17 protein-coding genes are annotated in these 18,933 nt (G+C 61.6%); 7 read left to right on the forward strand and 10 right to left on the reverse strand.

The features are described 5' to 3' along the window. The first annotated feature begins 1 nt into the window (after window position 1). From mnmG to BMG03_RS01980, 4 genes are read left to right on the forward strand one after another with little or no spacing between them, the layout of a single operon-like run. Window positions 2-1,864: a tRNA uridine-5-carboxymethylaminomethyl(34) synthesis enzyme MnmG gene (gene mnmG / locus BMG03_RS01965; RefSeq protein WP_075776730.1), complete on the forward strand. Its 1,863-nt coding sequence runs from the start codon at window positions 2-4 to the stop codon at window positions 1,862-1,864. After that, window positions 1,861-2,490 (forward strand): 16S rRNA (guanine(527)-N(7))-methyltransferase RsmG, encoded by a 630-nt coding sequence (gene rsmG, locus BMG03_RS01970; protein ID WP_075776729.1) that lies wholly within the window; start codon window positions 1,861-1,863, stop codon window positions 2,488-2,490. The genes mnmG and rsmG overlap by 4 nt, the downstream gene beginning before the upstream one ends. Continuing rightward, the gene (locus BMG03_RS01975) at window positions 2,483-3,295 is read left to right on the forward strand and encodes a ParA family protein (RefSeq protein ID WP_075776728.1); all 813 of its coding nucleotides are present in this window, start codon (window positions 2,483-2,485) and stop codon (window positions 3,293-3,295) included. The genes rsmG and BMG03_RS01975 overlap by 8 nt, the downstream gene beginning before the upstream one ends. A 2-nt stretch (window positions 3,296-3,297) precedes the next feature. Then, complete coding sequence (locus BMG03_RS01980) at window positions 3,298-4,179, forward strand: ParB/RepB/Spo0J family partition protein (RefSeq protein ID WP_075776727.1); 882 nt, start codon at window positions 3,298-3,300, stop codon at window positions 4,177-4,179. On the opposite strand, the gene BMG03_RS01985 is transcribed toward BMG03_RS01980, so the two are convergent. The 4 genes from BMG03_RS01985 to rph are packed head-to-tail and all read right to left on the reverse strand — an operon-like array spanning window position 4,180 to window position 7,008. After that, window positions 4,180-4,533, reverse strand: a complete 354-nt coding sequence (locus BMG03_RS01985; protein WP_075776726.1) for a YbaN family protein — start codon at window positions 4,531-4,533, stop codon at window positions 4,180-4,182. Further along, window positions 4,533-5,690, reverse strand: a complete 1,158-nt coding sequence (gene hemW / locus BMG03_RS01990) for a radical SAM family heme chaperone HemW (protein ID WP_075776725.1) — start codon at window positions 5,688-5,690, stop codon at window positions 4,533-4,535. The genes BMG03_RS01985 and hemW overlap by 1 nt, the downstream gene beginning before the upstream one ends. After that, window positions 5,687-6,298 carry an RdgB/HAM1 family non-canonical purine NTP pyrophosphatase gene (gene rdgB / locus BMG03_RS01995; RefSeq protein WP_075776724.1) on the reverse strand — a complete coding sequence of 204 codons (612 nt, stop codon included), beginning with the start codon at window positions 6,296-6,298 and terminating at the stop codon, window positions 5,687-5,689. Before rdgB ends, hemW begins: the two co-directional genes overlap by 4 nt. Then, a complete protein-coding gene (rph, locus tag BMG03_RS02000) occupies window positions 6,295-7,008 on the reverse strand; it encodes a ribonuclease PH (RefSeq protein ID WP_075776723.1) in 714 nt (237 codons plus the stop codon). The genes rdgB and rph overlap by 4 nt, the downstream gene beginning before the upstream one ends. Before the next feature lie 118 nt (window positions 7,009-7,126). Here rph and hrcA point away from each other — a divergent pair, with 118 nt between their 5' ends. Then, window positions 7,127-8,188 (forward strand): heat-inducible transcriptional repressor HrcA, encoded by a 1,062-nt coding sequence (gene hrcA / locus BMG03_RS02005; RefSeq protein WP_075776722.1) that lies wholly within the window; start codon window positions 7,127-7,129, stop codon window positions 8,186-8,188. A gap of 5 nt (window positions 8,189-8,193) precedes the next feature. Continuing rightward, complete coding sequence (locus tag BMG03_RS02010; RefSeq protein ID WP_075776721.1) at window positions 8,194-8,742, forward strand: nucleotide exchange factor GrpE; 549 nt, start codon at window positions 8,194-8,196, stop codon at window positions 8,740-8,742. Window positions 8,743-8,803: 61 nt separating this feature from the next. On the opposite strand, the gene mutS is transcribed toward BMG03_RS02010, so the two are convergent. Next, entirely contained in the window at window positions 8,804-11,449 is a 2,646-nt protein-coding gene (gene mutS, locus BMG03_RS02015) for a DNA mismatch repair protein MutS (RefSeq protein ID WP_075776720.1), read from the reverse strand. 119 nt (window positions 11,450-11,568) lie between these two features. On the opposite strand from mutS, the gene BMG03_RS02020 reads away from it, so the two are divergent. Continuing rightward, the gene (locus tag BMG03_RS02020; protein WP_075776719.1) at window positions 11,569-13,836 is read left to right on the forward strand and encodes an NADP-dependent malic enzyme; all 2,268 of its coding nucleotides are present in this window, start codon (window positions 11,569-11,571) and stop codon (window positions 13,834-13,836) included. A 40-nt stretch (window positions 13,837-13,876) separates the two neighbouring features. On the opposite strand, the gene phoB is transcribed toward BMG03_RS02020, so the two are convergent. Genes phoB through pstC form a run of 5 tightly spaced genes read right to left on the reverse strand, consistent with a single transcriptional unit; the run spans window position 13,877 to window position 18,931 of the window. Then, on the reverse strand, window positions 13,877-14,569 hold the full coding sequence (gene phoB, locus BMG03_RS02025) for a phosphate regulon transcriptional regulator PhoB (protein WP_075776718.1): 693 nt from the start codon (window positions 14,567-14,569) through the stop codon (window positions 13,877-13,879). Between the two features lie 16 nt (window positions 14,570-14,585). Beyond that, window positions 14,586-15,275, reverse strand: a complete 690-nt coding sequence (gene phoU / locus BMG03_RS02030; RefSeq protein ID WP_199224649.1) for a phosphate signaling complex protein PhoU — start codon at window positions 15,273-15,275, stop codon at window positions 14,586-14,588. Between the two features lie 14 nt (window positions 15,276-15,289). Continuing rightward, on the reverse strand, window positions 15,290-16,087 hold the full coding sequence (gene pstB, locus BMG03_RS02035; protein ID WP_075776717.1) for a phosphate ABC transporter ATP-binding protein PstB: 798 nt from the start codon (window positions 16,085-16,087) through the stop codon (window positions 15,290-15,292). A gap of 13 nt (window positions 16,088-16,100) precedes the next feature. Then, window positions 16,101-17,453: a phosphate ABC transporter permease PstA gene (gene pstA / locus BMG03_RS02040; protein WP_075776716.1), complete on the reverse strand. Its 1,353-nt coding sequence runs from the start codon at window positions 17,451-17,453 to the stop codon at window positions 16,101-16,103. Then, window positions 17,450-18,931, reverse strand: a complete 1,482-nt coding sequence (gene pstC / locus BMG03_RS02045) for a phosphate ABC transporter permease subunit PstC (protein WP_075776715.1) — start codon at window positions 18,929-18,931, stop codon at window positions 17,450-17,452. Before pstC ends, pstA begins: the two co-directional genes overlap by 4 nt. Between the last annotated feature and the right edge of the window lie 2 nt (window positions 18,932-18,933).

The raw sequence follows: 18,933 nt of genomic DNA on the forward strand, positions 1-18,933 counted from the left end.
CGTGAAACATTACGACGTCATCGTGATCGGAGGCGGGCACGCCGGAACCGAGGCAGCCCACGCGGCCGCCCGGATGGGCGTGCAGGTGGCCTTGGTGACCCTGCGCGCTGATGCGATCGGGGTAATGTCGTGCAATCCCGCGATTGGTGGGCTTGGAAAAGGCCATTTGGTGCGCGAGATCGACGCGATGGATGGCGTTATGGGGCGGCTCGCCGATGCGGCTGGGATTCAATTTCGCCTTCTTAACAGACGTAAAGGGCCAGCGGTGCAGGGTCCCCGCGCTCAGGCGGATCGTAAACTCTACCGTGAGGCCGCCCAGAGGGTGACTGCGGCGCAACCCAATCTTGAGGTGATCGAAGGGGAAGTGACCGACCTGAGCGTCAAAGGCGGTCGTGTGACCGGCGTGATGCTTGCAGATGGTGTAGCGCTTAGCTGTCATTCGGCGATCCTGACTTCGGGAACGTTCCTGAATGGCGTGATTCATATCGGCGATCAGCAGCGTCCAGGAGGTCGCATCGGGGATAGGCCGTCGCGTGCACTCGCAGAGCGGCTTTATGCGATGGAGCTGCCGATGGGCCGTCTGAAAACCGGTACGCCGCCGCGGCTGGATGGGAAGACGATCGCTTGGGAAAAATTGGAGAGCCAGCCGGGCGATGACGATCCGGTGATGTTTTCCTTCCTTAACCGGTCGCCCGAAGTGCGGCAGATCTCCTGCGGGATCACCCATACGAATGGGCGGACTCACGACATCATCCGGGGCAATCTCGACCGCTCAGCAATGTATGGCGGGCATATTTCTGGGGTTGGCCCTCGCTATTGCCCGTCTATCGAAGACAAGGTCGTCCGTTTTGCCGACAAGGATTCGCATCAGATCTTTCTTGAACCGGAAGGGCTGGACGACGACACGGTCTATCCGAACGGAATTTCGACTTCGCTACCTGTCGATGTTCAGGAAGATTACGTCCATTCGATCTTCGGTCTGGAAAAGGCGAAGATTCTGCAACCCGGTTACGCGATCGAATATGACTATGTCGATCCGCGGGCACTGGACGGCACGCTGCAGTTGCGCGCCGTGCCCGGCCTATATCTTGCGGGACAGATAAACGGAACCACAGGATATGAGGAAGCCGCCGCCCAAGGTTTGGTCGCGGGGTTGAATGCGGCGTCTTCCGCCAAGTCGGGCGAACCGGTGCAATTCAGCCGGACCTCAAGCTATATCGGCGTGATGATTGACGACCTGACCTCACGCGGCGTTACCGAACCTTACCGGATGTTTACCTCGCGCGCCGAATTCCGCCTGTCGCTGCGGGCTGATAACGCCGACCAACGTCTGACCGGGATGGGGATCGAGATTGGCTGCGTTGGCGAAGCGCGCCGTGCGCAGTTTGAAAAGAAATCCGCCGAGCTTGCGGCTGGCGGCGAATTATTGCGGTCGATTTCGCTTACGCCGAAGGAAGCGAAGGAGAAGGGTTTCAAGGTTAACGAGGATGGGACTCGCCGGACGGCGTTCGATCTCTTGTCCTTCCCGGATATCACAATGCCCGCATTGCAGGAGGCGCTTCCGGAACTGAAAAATCTTTCCGAAGATGCCGCGCGGCAATTGTCGATCGATGCGCTTTACGCGAATTACGTGGCGCGTCAGGAGGTCGACGCGGCCTCTCTCAAGCGCGATGAGGGCTGGGAAATCCCCGAAGATTTCGATTTCGATTCTTTGCAAGGGCTTTCGAACGAGCTGAAGGGGAAGCTTCAGCGCGCGATGCCCAAGACTTTAGGTCAGGCGGGGCGTATAGATGGAGTGACGCCGGCTGCGCTAACCTTGATCTTAGCGCGCCTGCGGCAGTCAAAGCGGGAACGCTCTGCATGACGACGCCCGAAGCCGAGGAGTTTGCGGAGCGATTCGATGTTTCACGTGAAACACTGGATAAGCTCCTAGCCTACGAAGTCCTCCTGAAGAAATGGAACCCGGCGATCAACCTCGTCGCGAAATCGACCTTGGAGGATATGTGGTCGCGCCACTTCCTCGATTCGGCCCAAATATTCGCGATGGCGCCTGAAAATGCGCAGATATGGGCGGATTTCGGGGCAGGGGGAGGGTTTCCCGGCCTGATGATCGCGGTTTTGTCAGCAGAAAAAAAGCCCGAGAGGCAAGTGGTTCTCGTCGAGTCGGATCTTCGCAAATCTGCTTTTCTGTCGACGGTCAGTCGCGAATTGTCGCTCAATACCCGCGTTATCGCGCAGAGAATCGAAGAAATCGCTCCGCTGGACGCGGACGTCGTTTCTGCCCGTGCTCTCGCTAGCCTGCCAAAATTGTTGGAATTCACCGCGCCACATCTGAAGCCGGACGGGACGGCTCTCTTTCCGAAAGGCGCACGCTGGCAGGAAGAACTTGCGCAGGCGCGGGAAAGCTGGTCCTTTGACCACGAGGCGATCGAAAGCCTCAGCGATCCAAACAGTGTTGTCCTGAAAATCCACGGAGCCGAGCGTGTCTGACCCAATTCGCGCAAACGAACCGAAAATTATTGCGATTGCGAACCAGAAGGGCGGCGTGGGCAAGACGACAACGGCGATCAACCTCGCTGCCGGGCTCGTCGAGGCCGGGCGGAAGGTGCTTCTTATCGACCTGGATCCGCAGGGGAACGCGTCGACGGGGCTCGGAATCGAACCTGATGACCGCGAACTGACGACCTATGATCTTCTGATCGAGGATGCGCCGGTTTCGTCAGTCTTGCACAAGACGGAAATCGACGGTCTTTACCTCTGTCCAGCGACAACGGACCTGTCCTCGGCCGATATGGAGCTCGTTTCGACCGAAAAGCGCAGCTTTCTTCTGCATGACGCACTACGACATCCTGATGTCGATACCTATGGCTTCGACTATATATTGATCGACTGCCCGCCTAGCCTTAGCCTGCTGACCATCAACGCGATGGTCGCATCGCATTCGGTGCTGGTGCCGCTTCAGGCGGAATTCTTCGCGCTCGAAGGGCTTTCGCAGCTGATGCTGACGATCCGGGAGATCCGGCTCAGCGCAAATCGAAACCTGCGGATAGAAGGGATCGTTCTCACAATGTATGACGTGCGGAACAATCTCTCGCAGCAGGTGGAGGCGGATGCGCGCGCGACCTTGGGTGAGCTGGTTTTCCGTACGATGATTCCCCGGAACGTGCGGGTCTCCGAGGCGCCTTCCTACGCGATGCCGGTGCTAAACTATGACAGCAGCTCGCGCGGGGCGGTGGCCTATCGAAACCTGGCGAGCGAATTGATGTCGCGGCACGAATTGGCAAAGGCGGTGTGAGCATGGCGAAAGAACGCGAAAAGCGTGGATTGGGACGCGGTTTGTCGGCTTTGATGGCGGATGTCGATCTGAACCCGGCTGAGACGACGGCATCGCCGCGCCGGCCGGAGCAATATGTGCCGGTCGAGAAGATCGAGCCGAACCCGGACCAGCCGCGTCGCGATTTCGAGCCCGCCGCCCTGGAAGAACTGGCGGCGTCGATCCGCGAAAAAGGCGTGATTCAGCCGCTTATCGTGCGCAAACACCCGACGAAGCCGGATCATTATGAGATCGTGGCCGGTGAACGCCGGTGGCGCGCGTCGCAGATGGCCAAGCTGCACCAGCTTCCGGTCATCATTCGCGAGTTCAACGACACGGAAGTTCTTGAAGTCGCGATTATCGAGAATATTCAGCGCGCCGACCTCAACGCGTTGGAAGAAGCACTGGCCTACAAGCAATTGATGAGCCGCTTCGGCCACACACAAGAAAAGCTGGCCGAGGCGCTGTCGAAAAGCCGTAGTCATATCGCCAACCTGATGCGTCTGCTGCAACTTCCCGAAGAAGTGCAGGGCTACCTGCGTGAGGGGAAGCTCTCCGCTGGTCATGCGCGGGCGATGATTACCGCTGAGGATCCGGTCGGTCTGGCCCGGCAAGCCGTGGCAAAGACGCTGTCGGTGCGCGATGTCGAAAAGCTCGCTAAAAAGCAGCAGGGTGGGGAAGAGCGCAAGGCGCGTCCGAAGCCCCAGAAGGATGCCGATACGCGCGCGCTCGAAGGCGATCTTTCCGCGACGATCGGGATGAAGGTCGCGATCGATCACACGAGCAACGGAAGCGGTAAGATCACGATTTCCTACGGTGATCTGGAGGAGCTCGACCGTCTTTGCCAAATGCTCAGCAACGGCTAATCAGCTATTCGGGCGGGTCCAGATGAAAATCAGAACGCCGAGCAGCGTAATCCCCTGAATCGCTAGGATGCCGACTGGCAACCGGAAGGCTAACGACAGGCCAAAAGCCGCGAAAACAGACACTGTTGCCGCGATTTTTGCGCGTTTCGCGATAGCACGCCGTTCCTGCCAGTCGATGACCTGTGGCCCGAAACGCGGATGGGTGATGATCCAGTTGTGCAGGCGATCGGAGGACCGCGCGAAGCAGAACGTCGCTAGAAGCATCAGGGGAACGGTAGGGACAAGCGGCAGAAACAGCCCGATGATACCGATGGCGGTCGAGACGATGCCAAGCGTGAGCCAGACGATGCGCATCAGGGGATCAGGTCGCGAATGATGGCGTTCAGGACCGGGCGGCCTTGATCCGTCGCGCGCAGAAATCCGTTCTCTCTCTCGATCATGCCGATATCCTCAAGATGGCGCATCGTCGCCTCGTCGAGCGGTGAACGCGAGATCGTGTTGAACCGTTCCATCTCGAGCCCTTCGGAGAGGCGTAGCGCGAATAGAAGATACTCGATTGCCTGCTCTTCGCGGGGCAGGGCGGCGCGTTCATTCTCTCCGGCACCGGTTTTTTCCACCTGCGCAAGCCAGGCGCCGGGTTGTTTGAGCGTATCGGTGGCGTGACGGACACCATTTTCGGTCAGGCGCCCATGCGCGCCGGGACCGATGCCGATATAGTCCCCATAACGCCAGTAAATCAGGTTGTGGCGGCTCTCGGCGCCGGGGCGCGCGTGGTTCGAGATTTCATAGGCGGGGAGGCCGTGCTTCTCGCAGATTTCCTGCGTCGCGAAATACATTTCGGCGGAGATATCGTCCTCCGGAATGCCGCGGAGCTTGCCTGCATCGTGCCGCGCACCGAACACGGTGCCGGGTTCAATGGTCAGCTGATAGAGGGAGAGGTGGTCGACTGCCATTCGCAGCGCCTCGTCCAGCTCTGACTTCCAATCTTCGATCGACTGGTGCTGGCGCGCGTAGATCAGATCGAAGCTCACACGGTCGAATTGCTTGCGCGCAATGTCGAAGGCTTTCTGGCCTTCTGCGACCGAGTGCATCCGGCCCAAACGACGCAGATCTTCGTCATTCAGCGCCTGCATCCCCATCGAGACGCGGTTCACGCCAGCCTTGGAAAAGGCTCTAAACCGCCCGGATTCGACACTTGTGGGGTTTGCTTCGAGGGTAATCTCGAAATCGTTTCTGGTTTGCCAGTTTCTGCGAATGCGTTCGATGATCGCGGCGACGATCTCGGGATCCATTAGCGATGGAGTGCCGCCGCCGAAGAAAACCGTGTTCAAAACCCGGCCTTCGGTCTGAGCGGCATAGCGGTCGAGTTCGCTGAGATAAGCAGACAGCCATCGTTTTTGGTCGATGGAGGTCGCGACATGCGAATTGAAGTCGCAATAAGGGCATTTGGCGGCACAGAACGGCCAGTGAAGGTAGAGGCCGAACCCCCCGTGCCGCCAATCCTCGGTCATTTCGCCTCGAATACCGTAACGAATTTGCGGAAAGCGTCCGCACGGTGCGAAATCTCGTTCTTCTGCGCGGGGTCCATCTCCGCGAAGGTGAGATCGTAGCCCTCGGGCTGGAACATCGGGTCGTAGCCATGGCCAAGCGCGCCGCGCATCGGCCAGACCAGTTGACCCTCGGCGCGGCCTTCGAACACTTCGTCATGCCCGTCGGGCCAGGCGAGAACCAGGGTCGAGCGGAACCGCGCAGTCCGTGGCGAGGGGGCCTCGATATCGTCGCAAGCCTTCCACGTCTTCTCCATCGCCATGGTGAAATCGCGACCGTTCGGGGTCGTCGCCCAATCGGCGGTATAAACGCCCGGCGCCCCGTCGAGACAGTCCACTTCAATCCCGGAATCGTCAGCCAAGGCGGGCAGGCCCGTCGCCTTGGAAGCGGCGTGCGCCTTGATCCGGGCATTGCCGACGAAGGTGCTCTCGGTCTCTTCCGGCTCGGGTAGGTTCATTTCCTTCGCGCCGACCACCTCGACGCCGAAAGGCGCGAGGATAGCTTTGATCTCCTCGAGCTTCCCAGCGTTATGGGTCGCGACCAGCAGCTTCTTCTCGGTGAAGCTCCTCATCCGATCGCCGCTTTCTGCGCTTCGACGAGCTTCGCCGCGCCTTCCTCAGCCAGATCGAGAAGCCGATCCATCTGCTCGCGCGAGAAGGTCGCGCCTTCGGCCGACATCTGCACTTCGATGAGCTTGCCACGCCCGGTCATGATGAAATTCCCGTCGGTGCCCGCTTCGCTATCCTCGGCATAGTCGAGATCGGCCACCGGCTGGCCCGCATAAATGCCGCAGGACAAGGCTGCGACATGGTCGAGCAGCGGATCCGAGGTGCAGGCGCCCGATTTCATCAACTTGTTCGCTGCGAGACGCAGCGCGACCCAACCGCCGGTGATCGAGGCGCAACGCGTGCCGCCATCGGCCTGGATCACATCGCAATCGACTACGATCTGACGCTCGCCAAGCGCCGAACGATCTACGCCAGCGCGTAGAGCGCGTCCGATAAGTCGTTGAATTTCAACGGTTCTTCCGCCTTGCTTGCCCGCCGCGGCCTCGCGACGGTTACGCGTGTTGGTCGCGCGCGGCAGCATACCGTATTCTGCGGTCACCCAGCCAAGGCCGGAGCCTTTCAGGAACGACGGGGCGCGATCCTCGATGGTGGCGGTGCACAGCACATGGGTGTCGCCCATTTTGATGAGGCATGACCCTTCTGCGTGTTTCGTAACCCCGGTCTCGATTGAAATCGGGCGAAGTTCGCTTAACTCTCTGCCGGAAGGGCGCATCGTGGGGTCCTTTCTACTGAATTCACCCCATTTGATCGCCCATGCGCAGCGATGCAACCCCCGAGCCGAGATTGACCTTCGGCTTCGCGCGGCTTTAAGTCAGCTTGGATGAAGCGCGATGAGTGACCAGAACGATATTCTCTCCGAACTGAACGACCGCTCCCGCGAAGTGTTTCGCCGGGTGGTCGAAGGCTATCTGACGACTGGCGGTCCCGTGGGCTCGCGCAGTCTGACCCGAGAGATGAACGAGAAGGTCTCGGCGGCGACGATCCGCAACGTTATGCAGGACCTCGAATATCTCGGGCTTCTGGACAGCCCGCATGTCTCTGCGGGGCGCGTTCCGACCCAGATGGGTCTGCGGTTGTTCGTCGACGGGGTGATGGAAGTGAGCCACCTCGGGGACGAGGACCGCGCGGCGCTCGATGCAACGATGGGCGCGAATTCAGGCGATGTAGGGTCTTTGTTGGACCGAGTGTCGAGCGCGCTTTCGGGAATGACGCAGGGCGCGAGCCTCGTTCTCACGCCCAAACACGAGGCCCCGATCCGCCATATCGAATTCGTTTCGTTGGCGCCCGACCGTGCACTGGTGGTGCTCGTCTTCGCGGACGGGCAGGTAGAGAACCGCGTCTTCACGCCGCCGCTGGGACAGACGCCTTCGTCGATGCGGGAGGCCGCCAATTTCCTCAACGCGATGGCGGAGGGAAGAACCCTGTCCGAGCTGCGGGGCCACATCGCCCGCCAGATTGCAAATCACCGTAACGAAATCGATTCGCTCGCGACTGAACTGATCGACAGCGGTCTGGCCGCTTGGGAGAACAAGGGCGAGCGCTACGAACGGCTGATCGTGCGTGGTCGCGCCAACCTCTTGGGCTCTGAAGACGATCTCGACCGCATCCGCTCGCTATTCGACGATCTCGAGCGGAAGCGCGACATCGCCGAATTCCTCGATCTGGCCGAGGATGGCGAAGGTGTGCGTATTTTTATTGGCTCAGAGAACAAACTTTTCTCTCTTTCGGGTTCCTCTTTGGTTGTCTCTCCATATATGAACGCTGACCGAAAGATCATTGGTGCGGTGGGCGTGATTGGGCCGACCCGGCTCAACTACGGGCGCATCGTGCCGATCGTGGACTACACAGCGCAACTGGTCGGGCGGATGATCTCCGGCCAGGGCAAAGGATGAATGGCATGAGCGAGAAAAAAGACGAGATTGCCGAGGATCAGGCGCATATCGACGAGAGTTTTGAAGACGTGATGTCTTATGAAGCCGACGAGCTCGAGGCGTTGCGTGCGGAGCGCGACGATTATCGCGACCGTTTCATGCGTGCGCTGGCAGATGCCGAGAACGCACGCAAACGGGCCGACAAAGAGCGTCAGGAAGCCTCGAATTACGGCGGGACGCGTCTTGCGCGCGACATGCTGCCGGTGTTCGACGCGCTGTCGCGTGCGCTCGAGGCCGCGAATGAGGACGTGCGTTCGCAGGCCGGGCCGTTCCTCGAAGGGGTCGAACTGACCCAGCGCGAATTGCTCAACGTGTTTGCTCGTCACGGCATCACCACCGTTGCGCCTGAAGTCGGCGAGAAGTTCGACCCGCAGATGCATGAAGCGATGTTCGAAGCGCCCGCGCCCGGCACCAAGGCCGGCGACATCATCCAGGTCATGGAGAACGGCTTCATGATCCACGACCGGCTTCTGCGGCCGGCGAAAGTGGGCGTCAGCTCCACTCCGAAATCCTGATCGGTAAGGCTGGGGGCACTGCCCCCAGACCCCTGGGATATTTCCATCAAGAAGAGGAAGACTACTCCGTGAGAAGCGCGCGAAGCTCGTAGAGGGCGTCGAGCGCGTCTTTCGGTGTCATGTCGTCCGGAATGAGCGATTTCAGGCGTTCCTCCAGCGGAGACGGACCGGTTGGCGGGGCGGCGGGTTGCGGTGTGTTAGACACTGAAAATAGCGGCAGATCGTCGATCACCGCCTGTTTCTTGCCACCGCCTTCGCGTTCGCCCTTCTCCAGCGCATCAAGGACGATCCGCGCGCGTTCCACGACGGAATGCGGAAGCCCGGCGAGCCGTGCGACCTGAACGCCATAGGAGCGGTCGGCGGCGCCTTTGCGAACCTCGTGCAAGAAGATCACTTCGCCTTCCCATTCCTTCACCGCGACAGTCGCATTTTCGACGCCGTCGAGCTTGGCCGACAGCGCGGTCATCTCGTGGTAATGGGTCGCGAAGAGGGCTCGACAGCGGTTGGACGCGTGCAGATGCTCCATGACCGCCCAGGCGATCGAGAGCCCGTCATAGGTTGCCGTTCCGCGGCCGATTTCGTCGAGGATCACCAGAGCGCGGTCATCGGCCTGATTGAGGATCGCGGCGGTTTCCACCATCTCGACCATGAAGGTCGACCGGCCCCGCGCCAGATCGTCCGCCGCGCCGACGCGGCTGAAGAGTTGTGACACAAGACCGATATGGGCGGATTTCGCCGGAACGAAGCTGCCTGCCTGTGCGAGAAGCGCGATCAGGGCGTTCTGGCGCAGGAAGGTCGATTTACCGGCCATGTTCGGACCGGTGAGCAGCCAGATCGCGGGGGTCGCGCCTTCGGTCAGTTCGCAGTCATTCGCGATGAACGGCTCGCCGGATTTCTTGAGCGAGGCTTCGACGACCGGATGCCGCCCGCCTTCAATCTCGAAAGCGTGGCTGTCATCGACTGTGGGTTCTGCCCAGTCTTCGTTGCGCGCGAGCGTCGCGAAAGCGCTGGCGAGGTCGATTTCGGCAAGTGCGCGCGAGGCCTCGTTGATCGGACCCGCGCGGTCGAGAATTGCTTGTCTTAGGCCGGAATAGAGCCTTTTTTCGATCTCCAGCGCATGGTTTCCGGCGTTCAGAATGCGGGTCTCGATCTCGCTCAGTTCGACCGTCGTGAAGCGCACCTGGTTCGCAGTGGTCTGACGGTGGATGAAGCGCTCCGACAACGGCGGGGCGAGCATCTTCTCGGCATGGGTGGCGGTGGTTTCGATGAAGTAGCCCAGCACGTTGTTGTGCTTGATCTTGAGCGAATTGATCCCCGTGGCCTCGATATATTCCGCCTGCATTTTCGCGATCACGCCACGGCCCTCGTCGCGCAGCTGGCGCGTCTGATCGAGATCTTCGTCGTAGCCTGCCGCGATGAAGCCGCCGTCGCGCGCAAGAAGCGGGGGCTCCGCGATGAGCGCCGCATCCAGAAGGGCGGTGAGGTCGTCATGGCCCATCAGTGCCTTGGTGGCAGCGGCGAGCAGCGGCGGGGCCTCGACGGCGGACACCGCTTCGGCGATCCGCTCGGCCTGCGCCAACCCGTTGCGGATCGCGGCCATGTCGCGCGGGCCGCCGCGGTCGAGGGCGAGGCGCGAAAGCGCTCGATCCATATCGGGGCAGCGCTTCAGATCGGCGCGGATATCTTCAGAAAATCGACCCTGTTCCAGCAGAAAACGCACGGAATCGTGCCGCGCGTGGATTTCGGTCAGACTCCGGGACGGGGCGGAGATCCGGCGTTCCAGAAGCCGCGCGCCGCCTGCCGTAACGGTGCGGTCGATGGCATTCAGGAGCGAGCCGTCGCGCCCGCCCGAAAGTGCCTGCGTCAATTCCAGATTGCGGCGCGTCGCGGCGTCGATCTGCATCGCTGCGCCGCTGTCTTCATGCACGGGACGGCGCAGGAGGGGCAGTTTCCCTTTCTGCGTGATCTCGAGGTAATCGACAATCGCCCCCATCGCGGCCATCTCGGCGCGGGTGAAACTGCCGAACGCATCGAGCGAGCCGATGGAATAGAGCGACAGAAGCCGCGTCTCGGCCGCCTGACTGTCGAAGCTCGCCCGCGACAAGGGCGTCATTGCGGCTCGCATATCAGAGACTATTTCGGCGCAATCGGCCTCTTTCGCTTCACTGACCAGCACTTCACGAGGCGCAAGCCGGGCAAGCTCGGGGCCTAGCCGCGACAGCGGGCAGGGCGTCACGCGGAACTCGCCGGTAGAGATATCGACCCACGCAATCGCGGCTTCGTCGCGCACCTCGGCCCAAGCAGCGAGGAAGTTGTGGCGGCGCGCCTCCAGCAAGCTTTCCTCGGTGAGCGTGCCGGGCGTGACCAGCCGCACCACATCGCGTTTCACGACGGATTTGGACCCGCGCTTCTTAGCTTCGGCAGGGTCTTCCATCTGCTCGGCGATCGCCACGCGGAAGCCTTTGCGGATCAGCGTCAGCAAATAGCCCTCGGCCGCGTGCACGGGGACGCCGCACATCGCGATATCCTCGCCCATGTGCTGACCACGCTTGGTAAGCGCGATGTCGAGCGCGGCTGCGGCATCGACCGCGTCCTGAAAGAACATCTCGTAGAAATCACCCATCCGATAGAACAGGAGCGCGCCCGGATTGGCCTCCTTGATCCCCAGATACTGTTCCATCATCGGTGTGACGGTCGGCTTGGCCATGTGCCCCCCATTTGCTGGTCGCGCGACCCTACAAAACCCCGGATTCGGGCGCAATTCCGTTGAGTGACGGATCACGGGACGTTAAACCGGTTCGGACCTGCAGGAGGAGCACCGGCCCAATGCCCAGCAAGAACCGTATCACGCCCGAAGAGGCGTTGGCCTATCACCTCGACCCGCATCCGGGGAAATACGACATCACGGCGTCGAAGCCCATGACGTCGCAGCGCGATCTGTCGCTGGCCTACAGCCCCGGCGTTGCCGTGCCGGTGGAGGCGATCGCGGATAACCCCGAGCTCGCCTACGACTACACCGTGAAGGGGAACATGGTCGCGGTGATCTCGAACGGCTCGGCCATTCTGGGGCTTGGCAATCTCGGGGCGCTCGCCTCGAAACCGGTGATGGAGGGCAAGGCGGTTCTCTTCAAGCGCTTCGCCGATGTGAACGCGATCGATATCGAGCTCGATACCGAGGATGCCGACGAGATCATCAACGCAGTGAAGCTGATGGGGCCGACCTTCGGTGGGATCAACCTCGAGGATATCAAGGCACCGGAATGTTTCATCATCGAGCAGCGGCTCAAGGAGTTGATGGACATCCCGGTGTTTCACGACGATCAGCACGGCACGGCGGTGATCTGTGCGGCGGGTCTGATTAACGCGCTGGAGCTGTCGGGCAAGAAGATCGAGGACTGCAAGATCGTGCTGAACGGCGCGGGGGCTGCGGGCATCGCCTGTCTGGAACTCGTGAAGGCGATGGGCGCGAAGCACGACAACTGCATCATGTGCGACACCAAGGGCGTGATCTATCAGGGCCGCACCGAGGGCATGAACCAGTGGAAATCGGCCCATGCGGCGGTGACCGATGCCCGCACGCTGGAAGAGGCGATGAAGGATGCCGACGTGTTCCTCGGCGTGTCGGCCAAGGGGGCTGTGACGCCCGAGATGGTTCAGTCGATGGCCGACAACCCGGTTATCTTCGCGATGGCGAACCCGGACCCGGAAATTACCCCGGAAGAGGCGCAATCGGTGCGTCCCGATGCGATCGTGGCGACGGGGCGGTCGGACTATCCGAACCAGGTGAACAACGTCCTCGGCTTTCCGTACCTGTTCCGTGGCGCACTCGACATTCACGCCCGTGCGATCAATGATGAGATGAAGATCGCCTGCGCGAACGCCCTGGCGGAGCTGGCGCGCGAAGACGTGCCCGACGAGGTCGCGATGGCCTATGGGCGCAAGCTGAGCTTCGGGCGCGATTACATCATTCCGACGCCCTTCGATCCGCGGCTGATCCACGTGATCCCGCCGGCGGTCGCGAAAGCCGGGATGGATACTGGCGTGGCGCGCCGTCCGATCATCGACATGGAAGGCTATGCCCAAAGCCTGAAGGCGCGGATGGACCCGACCGCCTCGATCCTGCAGGGCATCCACAGCCGCGCGCGTCAGGCGCAGGCGAAGATGATCTTTGCCGAGGGCGATGACGAGCGGGTGCTGCGCGCTGCCGTGGCCTATCAGCGCTCCGGCATGGGCGAGGCGCTGGTCGTGGGCCGCGAGCAGGACGTGAAGGAAAAGCTGGAAGCGGCAGGTCTGGGCGATGCCTATCGCGAGCTGCGCGTAGTGAATGCGGCCAATTCCAAGCATACTGAGACCTACAAGGATTTCCTCTACAAACGCCTGCAGCGGCAGGGCATCGACCGGCAGGACGCGCATAAAATGGCGACGCGTGACCGGCATGTCTTCGCGGCGCTGATGCTGGTCCATGGCCATGGCGACGGGATGGTGACCGGGGCGACGCGCAAATCGGCGCATGTGCTGGAACTGATCAACAAGGTGATCGACGCGCGGCCTTCGGATGGCGCGGTCGGGATCACCGCCGTGCTGAACAAAGGCCGCGTCGTGCTGATCGGCGATACACTGGTGCATGAATGGCCCGACGAGCACGATCTGGCGGATATCGCGACGGCGGGGGCGCATGTGGCGCGCGGGCTCGGGCTCGAACCCCGCGTGGCGTTCTGCTCCTTTTCGACCTTCGGCTACCCGGTTTCGGAGCGCGCCACGAAGATGCATGTCGCACCGAAAATCCTCGACCAGCGCGGCGTGGATTTCGAATACGATGGCGAGATGACCGTCGATGTGGCGCTCAATATGGAGCAGATGAAGAACTATCCGTTCTGCCGTCTAACCGGCCCAGCCAATATCCTCGTCGTGCCCGCGCGGCATTCGGCGTCTATCTCGGTTAAGCTGATGCAGGAAATGGCGGGCGCGACCGTGATCGGACCGATCTTGACCGGGACGAGCCATGCCGTGCAGCTCTGTTCCACGAGCGCGACGGTGAACGATATCCTGAACATGGCGGCGCTCACCGCGTGCAAGCTCTGCCTGAAGGAATGATTTGAAAAAGGCGCGCGGTGATCCGCGCGCCTTTGTCGCTTTATCCGAGCGCGTAACCTGTGCCGCGCACCGTGCGCACCGGATCATCTCCACCATTCGCCATTAGTGCCTTGCGGAGCCGCCCGACATGGACGTCGATGGTCCGGGTGTCGACATAGATGTCGCGTCCCCAGACCCGGTCGAGCAACTGGTCGCGGGTCCAGACGCGGCCCGGTTTTTCCATCATCGTGGACAGCAGCCGGAACTCTGTCGGCCCGAGTTTCAGCGGCTGGCCGTTACGGAAGACGCGGTGTTCCTCGGCGTCGAGGATGATGTCCTCGAAGCTCAGCCGTTCACCCATCGTGGCGGGGCGGGTGCGGCGCAGTTGCGTGCGCACCCGCGCCATGAGCTCGACCACTGAGTAGGGTTTCACGACGTAGTCGTCTGCGCCGGTTTCCAGACCCCGCACCCGGTCCACCTCTTCCGAGCGCGCCGAGAGCATGATGATCGGGATGTTGCGCGTGTCGGAATTGGCCTTCACGCGGCGGCAGATCTCGATGCCGGAAACGTTGGGCAGCATCCAGTCGAGCACGATCAGATCGGGCTTTTCTTCCTTCACGAACAGCAGGCCCTCGTCGCCGTTCTCCGCCATCACGACGCGAAACCCTTCGGCTTCGAGGTTGTAGCTGAGAACTTCGCGCTGGGCGTTTTCGTCTTCGACCACGAGGACGCAGGGCTGTTGGGCTGGCGACATTTTTCAGGGTCTCCGGTCAGGCCACGCTGGAACTTTTCGGACGCGCATCCTCCGGCATTTCGCCGGTCACGAGATAGATCACCTGTTCGGCGATCGTCGTCGCGTGGTCGCCCATCCGCTCGATATTCTTCGCGATGAAATGCAGGTGCATGCAGGGCGTGATGTTGCGCGGGTCTTCCATCATGTAGGTCAGGAATTCGCGGAACAGCGCGTTGTACATCTGGTCGACTTCGAGGTCGCGCTCGCGCACATCGGCGGCCAGTTTCGCGTCTCGCTGGATATAGGCGTCGAGCGCGTCCTTCAGCATCGCTTCCGTGGTGCCCGCCATGCGGCGGATCGCGGTGGCGGTGCCGGTAATCTGCGGGCCGTCGGACAGAACCTGCGTGCGCTTGGCGATGTTTTTCGCGTAATCGCCGACGCGCTCGAGGCTCGCCGAGATCTTGATGACCGAGAGCGCCATGCGCAGGTCGCGCGCGGCGGGTGCGCGCAGGGCGATCAGGCGCGCGGCTTCTTCGTTGATCTTCTCTTCCAGTTCGTCGACCGCACGGTCGCGGGCGCGGATTTGCTCGGCCAGTTCGAGGTCGCGCACTTCGAGGGCGCGGGCGCTTTCGAGGATCTGTTCCTCGACGAGGCCGCCCATCTTCACGACCAGGGCCTGCACGGCTTCAAGGTCGCGGTCGAAGGCGGAAAGGATATGCTCGCTCATGATTATTTGCCTCCTCAGCCGATCCGGCCGGTAATGTAGCTTTCCGTCCGGCTGTCGGACGGGTTGGTGAATATCTTGTCCGTATCGTCGTATTCGACGAGATTCCCGAGGTGGAAGAACGCGGTTCTCTGGCTGACGCGCGCGGCCTGCTGCATCGAGTGCGTCACGATCACCACCGAGAAATTCGCCCGAAGTTCGTCGATCAGTTCCTCGACCTGCGCGGTCGCGATCGGGTCGAGCGCCGAGCAGGGCTCGTCCATCAGCAGCACTTCCGGCGAGGTCGCGACGGCGCGCGCGATGCACAGGCGCTGTTGCTGGCCGCCGGAAAGCCCGGTCCCGGGAGCGTGGAGGCGATCCTTCACTTCGTTCCACAGCGCGGCCTTGCGCAGCGAATCCTCGACCACCTGATCCAGCTCGGCCTTGTTTTTGGTCAGGCCGTGGATTTTCGGGCCGTAGGCCACGTTGTCGTAGATCGATTTCGGGAAGGGGTTCGGTTTCTGGAACACCATGCCGACCTTGGCGCGCAGCTGCACCGGATCGACGCGCTTGTCGTAGATGTCCTCGCCATCGAGCAGGATTTCTCCCTCGACGCGGGCGACGTCGATCGTGTCGTTCATGCGGTTCAGGCATCGCAGGAAGGTCGATTTCCCGCAGCCAGATGGGCCGATGAAGGCGGTGACAGTCTTGTCGAGGATGTCGACATTGACGTCTTTGATCGCGTGGGTGTCGCCGTAGTAGACCTGCACGTTGCGTGCGGTGATCTTGATGTCGTCAGTGGTCACGGCTCTCTCCGTCAGGCTCATGTCTTCCATGTCTCGCACTCCCTTACCAACGGCGCTCGAACTTGCGGCGAAGGATGATGGCGATGATGTTCATGCCCAAAAGGAAGATCAGTAGAATGATGATACCTCCCCAGGCGCGTTCGTAAAATGCCGGGTCGGCGCGCTTGGCCCATTCGTAGATCTGCGCAGGCATGGCGGAGTTGGGAGAGACGAAGCCGTCCCAGAACCCGTCCGGCGAGTTCGTTGCGATATAGCCGACCATCCCGATCAGCAGGAGCGGCGCGGTCTCGCCCAAGGCTTGCGCCAGACCGATGATCGTGCCGGTCAGGATGCCGGGCATCGCCAGCGGCAGAACGTGGTGGAATACCGATTGCATCTTAGACGCGCCGATGCCGAGCGCCGCGTCGCGGATCGACGGCGGTACGGCTTTCAGCGCGGCGCGGGTCGAGATGATGATCGTCGGCAAGGTCATCAGCGTCAGCACGAGGCCACCGACGAGCGGGGCCGATTGCGGCAGATGTGCGAACTGGATGAACACCGCGAGGCCGAGGATACCGAAGACGATCGACGGCACTGCGGCGAGGTTCGAGATGTTCACCTCGATCAGGTCAGTGAAGCGGTTCTTCGGTGCGAATTCTTCGAGATAGATCGAGGCGGCGACACCGATCGGCAGGGCCAGAACGAGCACCACGAGCATCATGTAGAACGAGCCCAGCATCGAGATCCCGATTCCGGCCTGCTCGGCGCGGCTGTCCGAAGCGTCGGCGCCGAAGATGAAATCCCAATTGAAGCTCTTGTGGATGATGCCCGCCCTGCGAAGCTGATCGACGAGGTCGAGCTGCGCCACGGTGATGTTCTTGTCCTTGGCGATCTCGTCGCGATGCACCCGGCCCTTGAGGTAGCTGTCGACCCGCGAGGATGCGAGTATCTCGAAATTCACCGTCTGGCCGATCAGCGATGGGTCTGCGAGGACCGTATCGCGCACCTGGCTCGCGGCAGAGGCCGAGATCAGGTTCTTCATGTCCTTCGCCTTGGCGAGATCGGTTGTCGCGCCGGATTTCTCCACCGCGTCGAGAAGCCCTTTCTCGATCAGCGGTTTGTAGGTGAAGGTCGTCGCCTTCTTAAGATCCGCCGGGTCGCGGTTGCCCTTCTTGTCGAGCTTCGCGGCGTCTAGGTAGACCGGCACCTGAATGAAGGTCTGCTGGAATGCGGTTGCACCGTTGGAGACGATCGTCACCAGCAGGATCACGAGGAAGGCGAGACCAATCCCGATCGCACCGATGCCGAGCGCTTTGAAACGCTTCTCGGAGGCGTTGCGGCGCTTCGTGCGGGCATCGACATGATGCAGCGAACGTGTCGCGGGCTGGCTTGCGCCGTGTTGGGTCGCATCACTCATTCGTATTGCTCCCGGTATTTGCGCACGATGTAGAGCGCGAAGATATTGAGCCCCAGCGTCAGGACGAACAGCGTCATGCCGAGCGCGAAGGCGACCAGCGCCTCGGGGGAAGCGAAATCGGCATCGCCGGTGAGCTGCGAGACGATCTTGGCGGTGACGGTGGTCATCGCGTCGAACGGGTTCATGCTGAGGCGCGCGGCGGCGCCTGCACCCAGAACGACGATCATCGTCTCGCCAATGGCGCGCGAGGTCGCGAGGAGCACCGCGCCGACGATGCCGGGCAGGGCGGCGGGCAGGATTACCTGCTTGATCGTCTCGGATTTCGTCGCGCCGAGGCCGTAGGAGCCGTCGCGCAGCGATTGCGGCACCGCGTTGATGATGTCGTCGGACAGCGAGGAGACGAAGGGGATCAGCATGATGCCCATCACCAGACCCGCGGTCATCACCGCCGTGCCCGCATGCATCCAGCCGCCATCTGCCATCGTAGCGGTCGGACCCGAGGGGCCGAAGATCGACAGCAGGAAAGGCCCGACGGTCAGCAGGGCGAAAAGGCCGTACACGATGGTGGGGATCCCGGCGAGCACTTCGAGCAGCGGTTTCACGACGCTACGCACCGATTTCGTCGCGTATTCCGACAGGTAGACGGCCGCGAACAACCCGATCGGAACCGCCACGAGAAGCGCCACGAGCGAGATGTAGAGCGTGCCCCAGAGAAGCGGCAGGATACCCAGCTCCGACCCGCCGCCGAAGCTCGGCGACCAGGTGGTGCCGAAGAAGAAATCGGTGATGGGATAGAGGCGGAAGAACTCGATCGTATTGAAGACAAGCGAGAGGACGATACCGATCGTGGTCAGGATCGCGATTGAGGCGGCGGCGATCAGAAGAACGCGTACCCCGTGTTCCACCGTGTTGCGGGCACGAAAATCCTTGTTCGTGCGTATATAGGTGACGGCGAAACCCGCGGCTGCGGCGAGAAGGACGAAGATCGTCATCGCCAGATCACCGGTCGAGGTCATATCGCGATAGGTCTGTGCCGCCTTCAGCGTCGCCGGATCGACATTGGAGCCGAGCGCGACACCGACCGAGCCGAGAACGTCGCGCAGGTCCGTGGTCTGAAGATCAAGATTCGCGGCTTGTCGTGCGCTCAGCGCGCCTTCCGAAATCGCGATATCGAGCCCGTCGGCGACGCGCCGGACATCCGACATCACGAGGCTCATGTTCGAGCCTTCCAGCAACGTTCCCGGAATCTCGGCTGAGACGCGAGCATTCACGATCAGCGGCTGTGCCACCATCCAGACCACAAGGAGAAGAAGCGCCGGGACCGCGGTGAACATCGCGACGTTGAAGCCGTAATAATTCGGCAAACTGTGCAGGGAACGTCGGTCTTCGCCCGCCGAATGCAGCGCGCGCATTCGACCCATCACGAAGCCGACCCCCGCCAGCACGACCACGATCACAACGATCCACAAAACAGGCATTT

This window comes from Thioclava nitratireducens (assembly GCF_001940525.2).
Lineage (GTDB): Bacteria > Pseudomonadota > Alphaproteobacteria > Rhodobacterales > Rhodobacteraceae > Thioclava > Thioclava nitratireducens.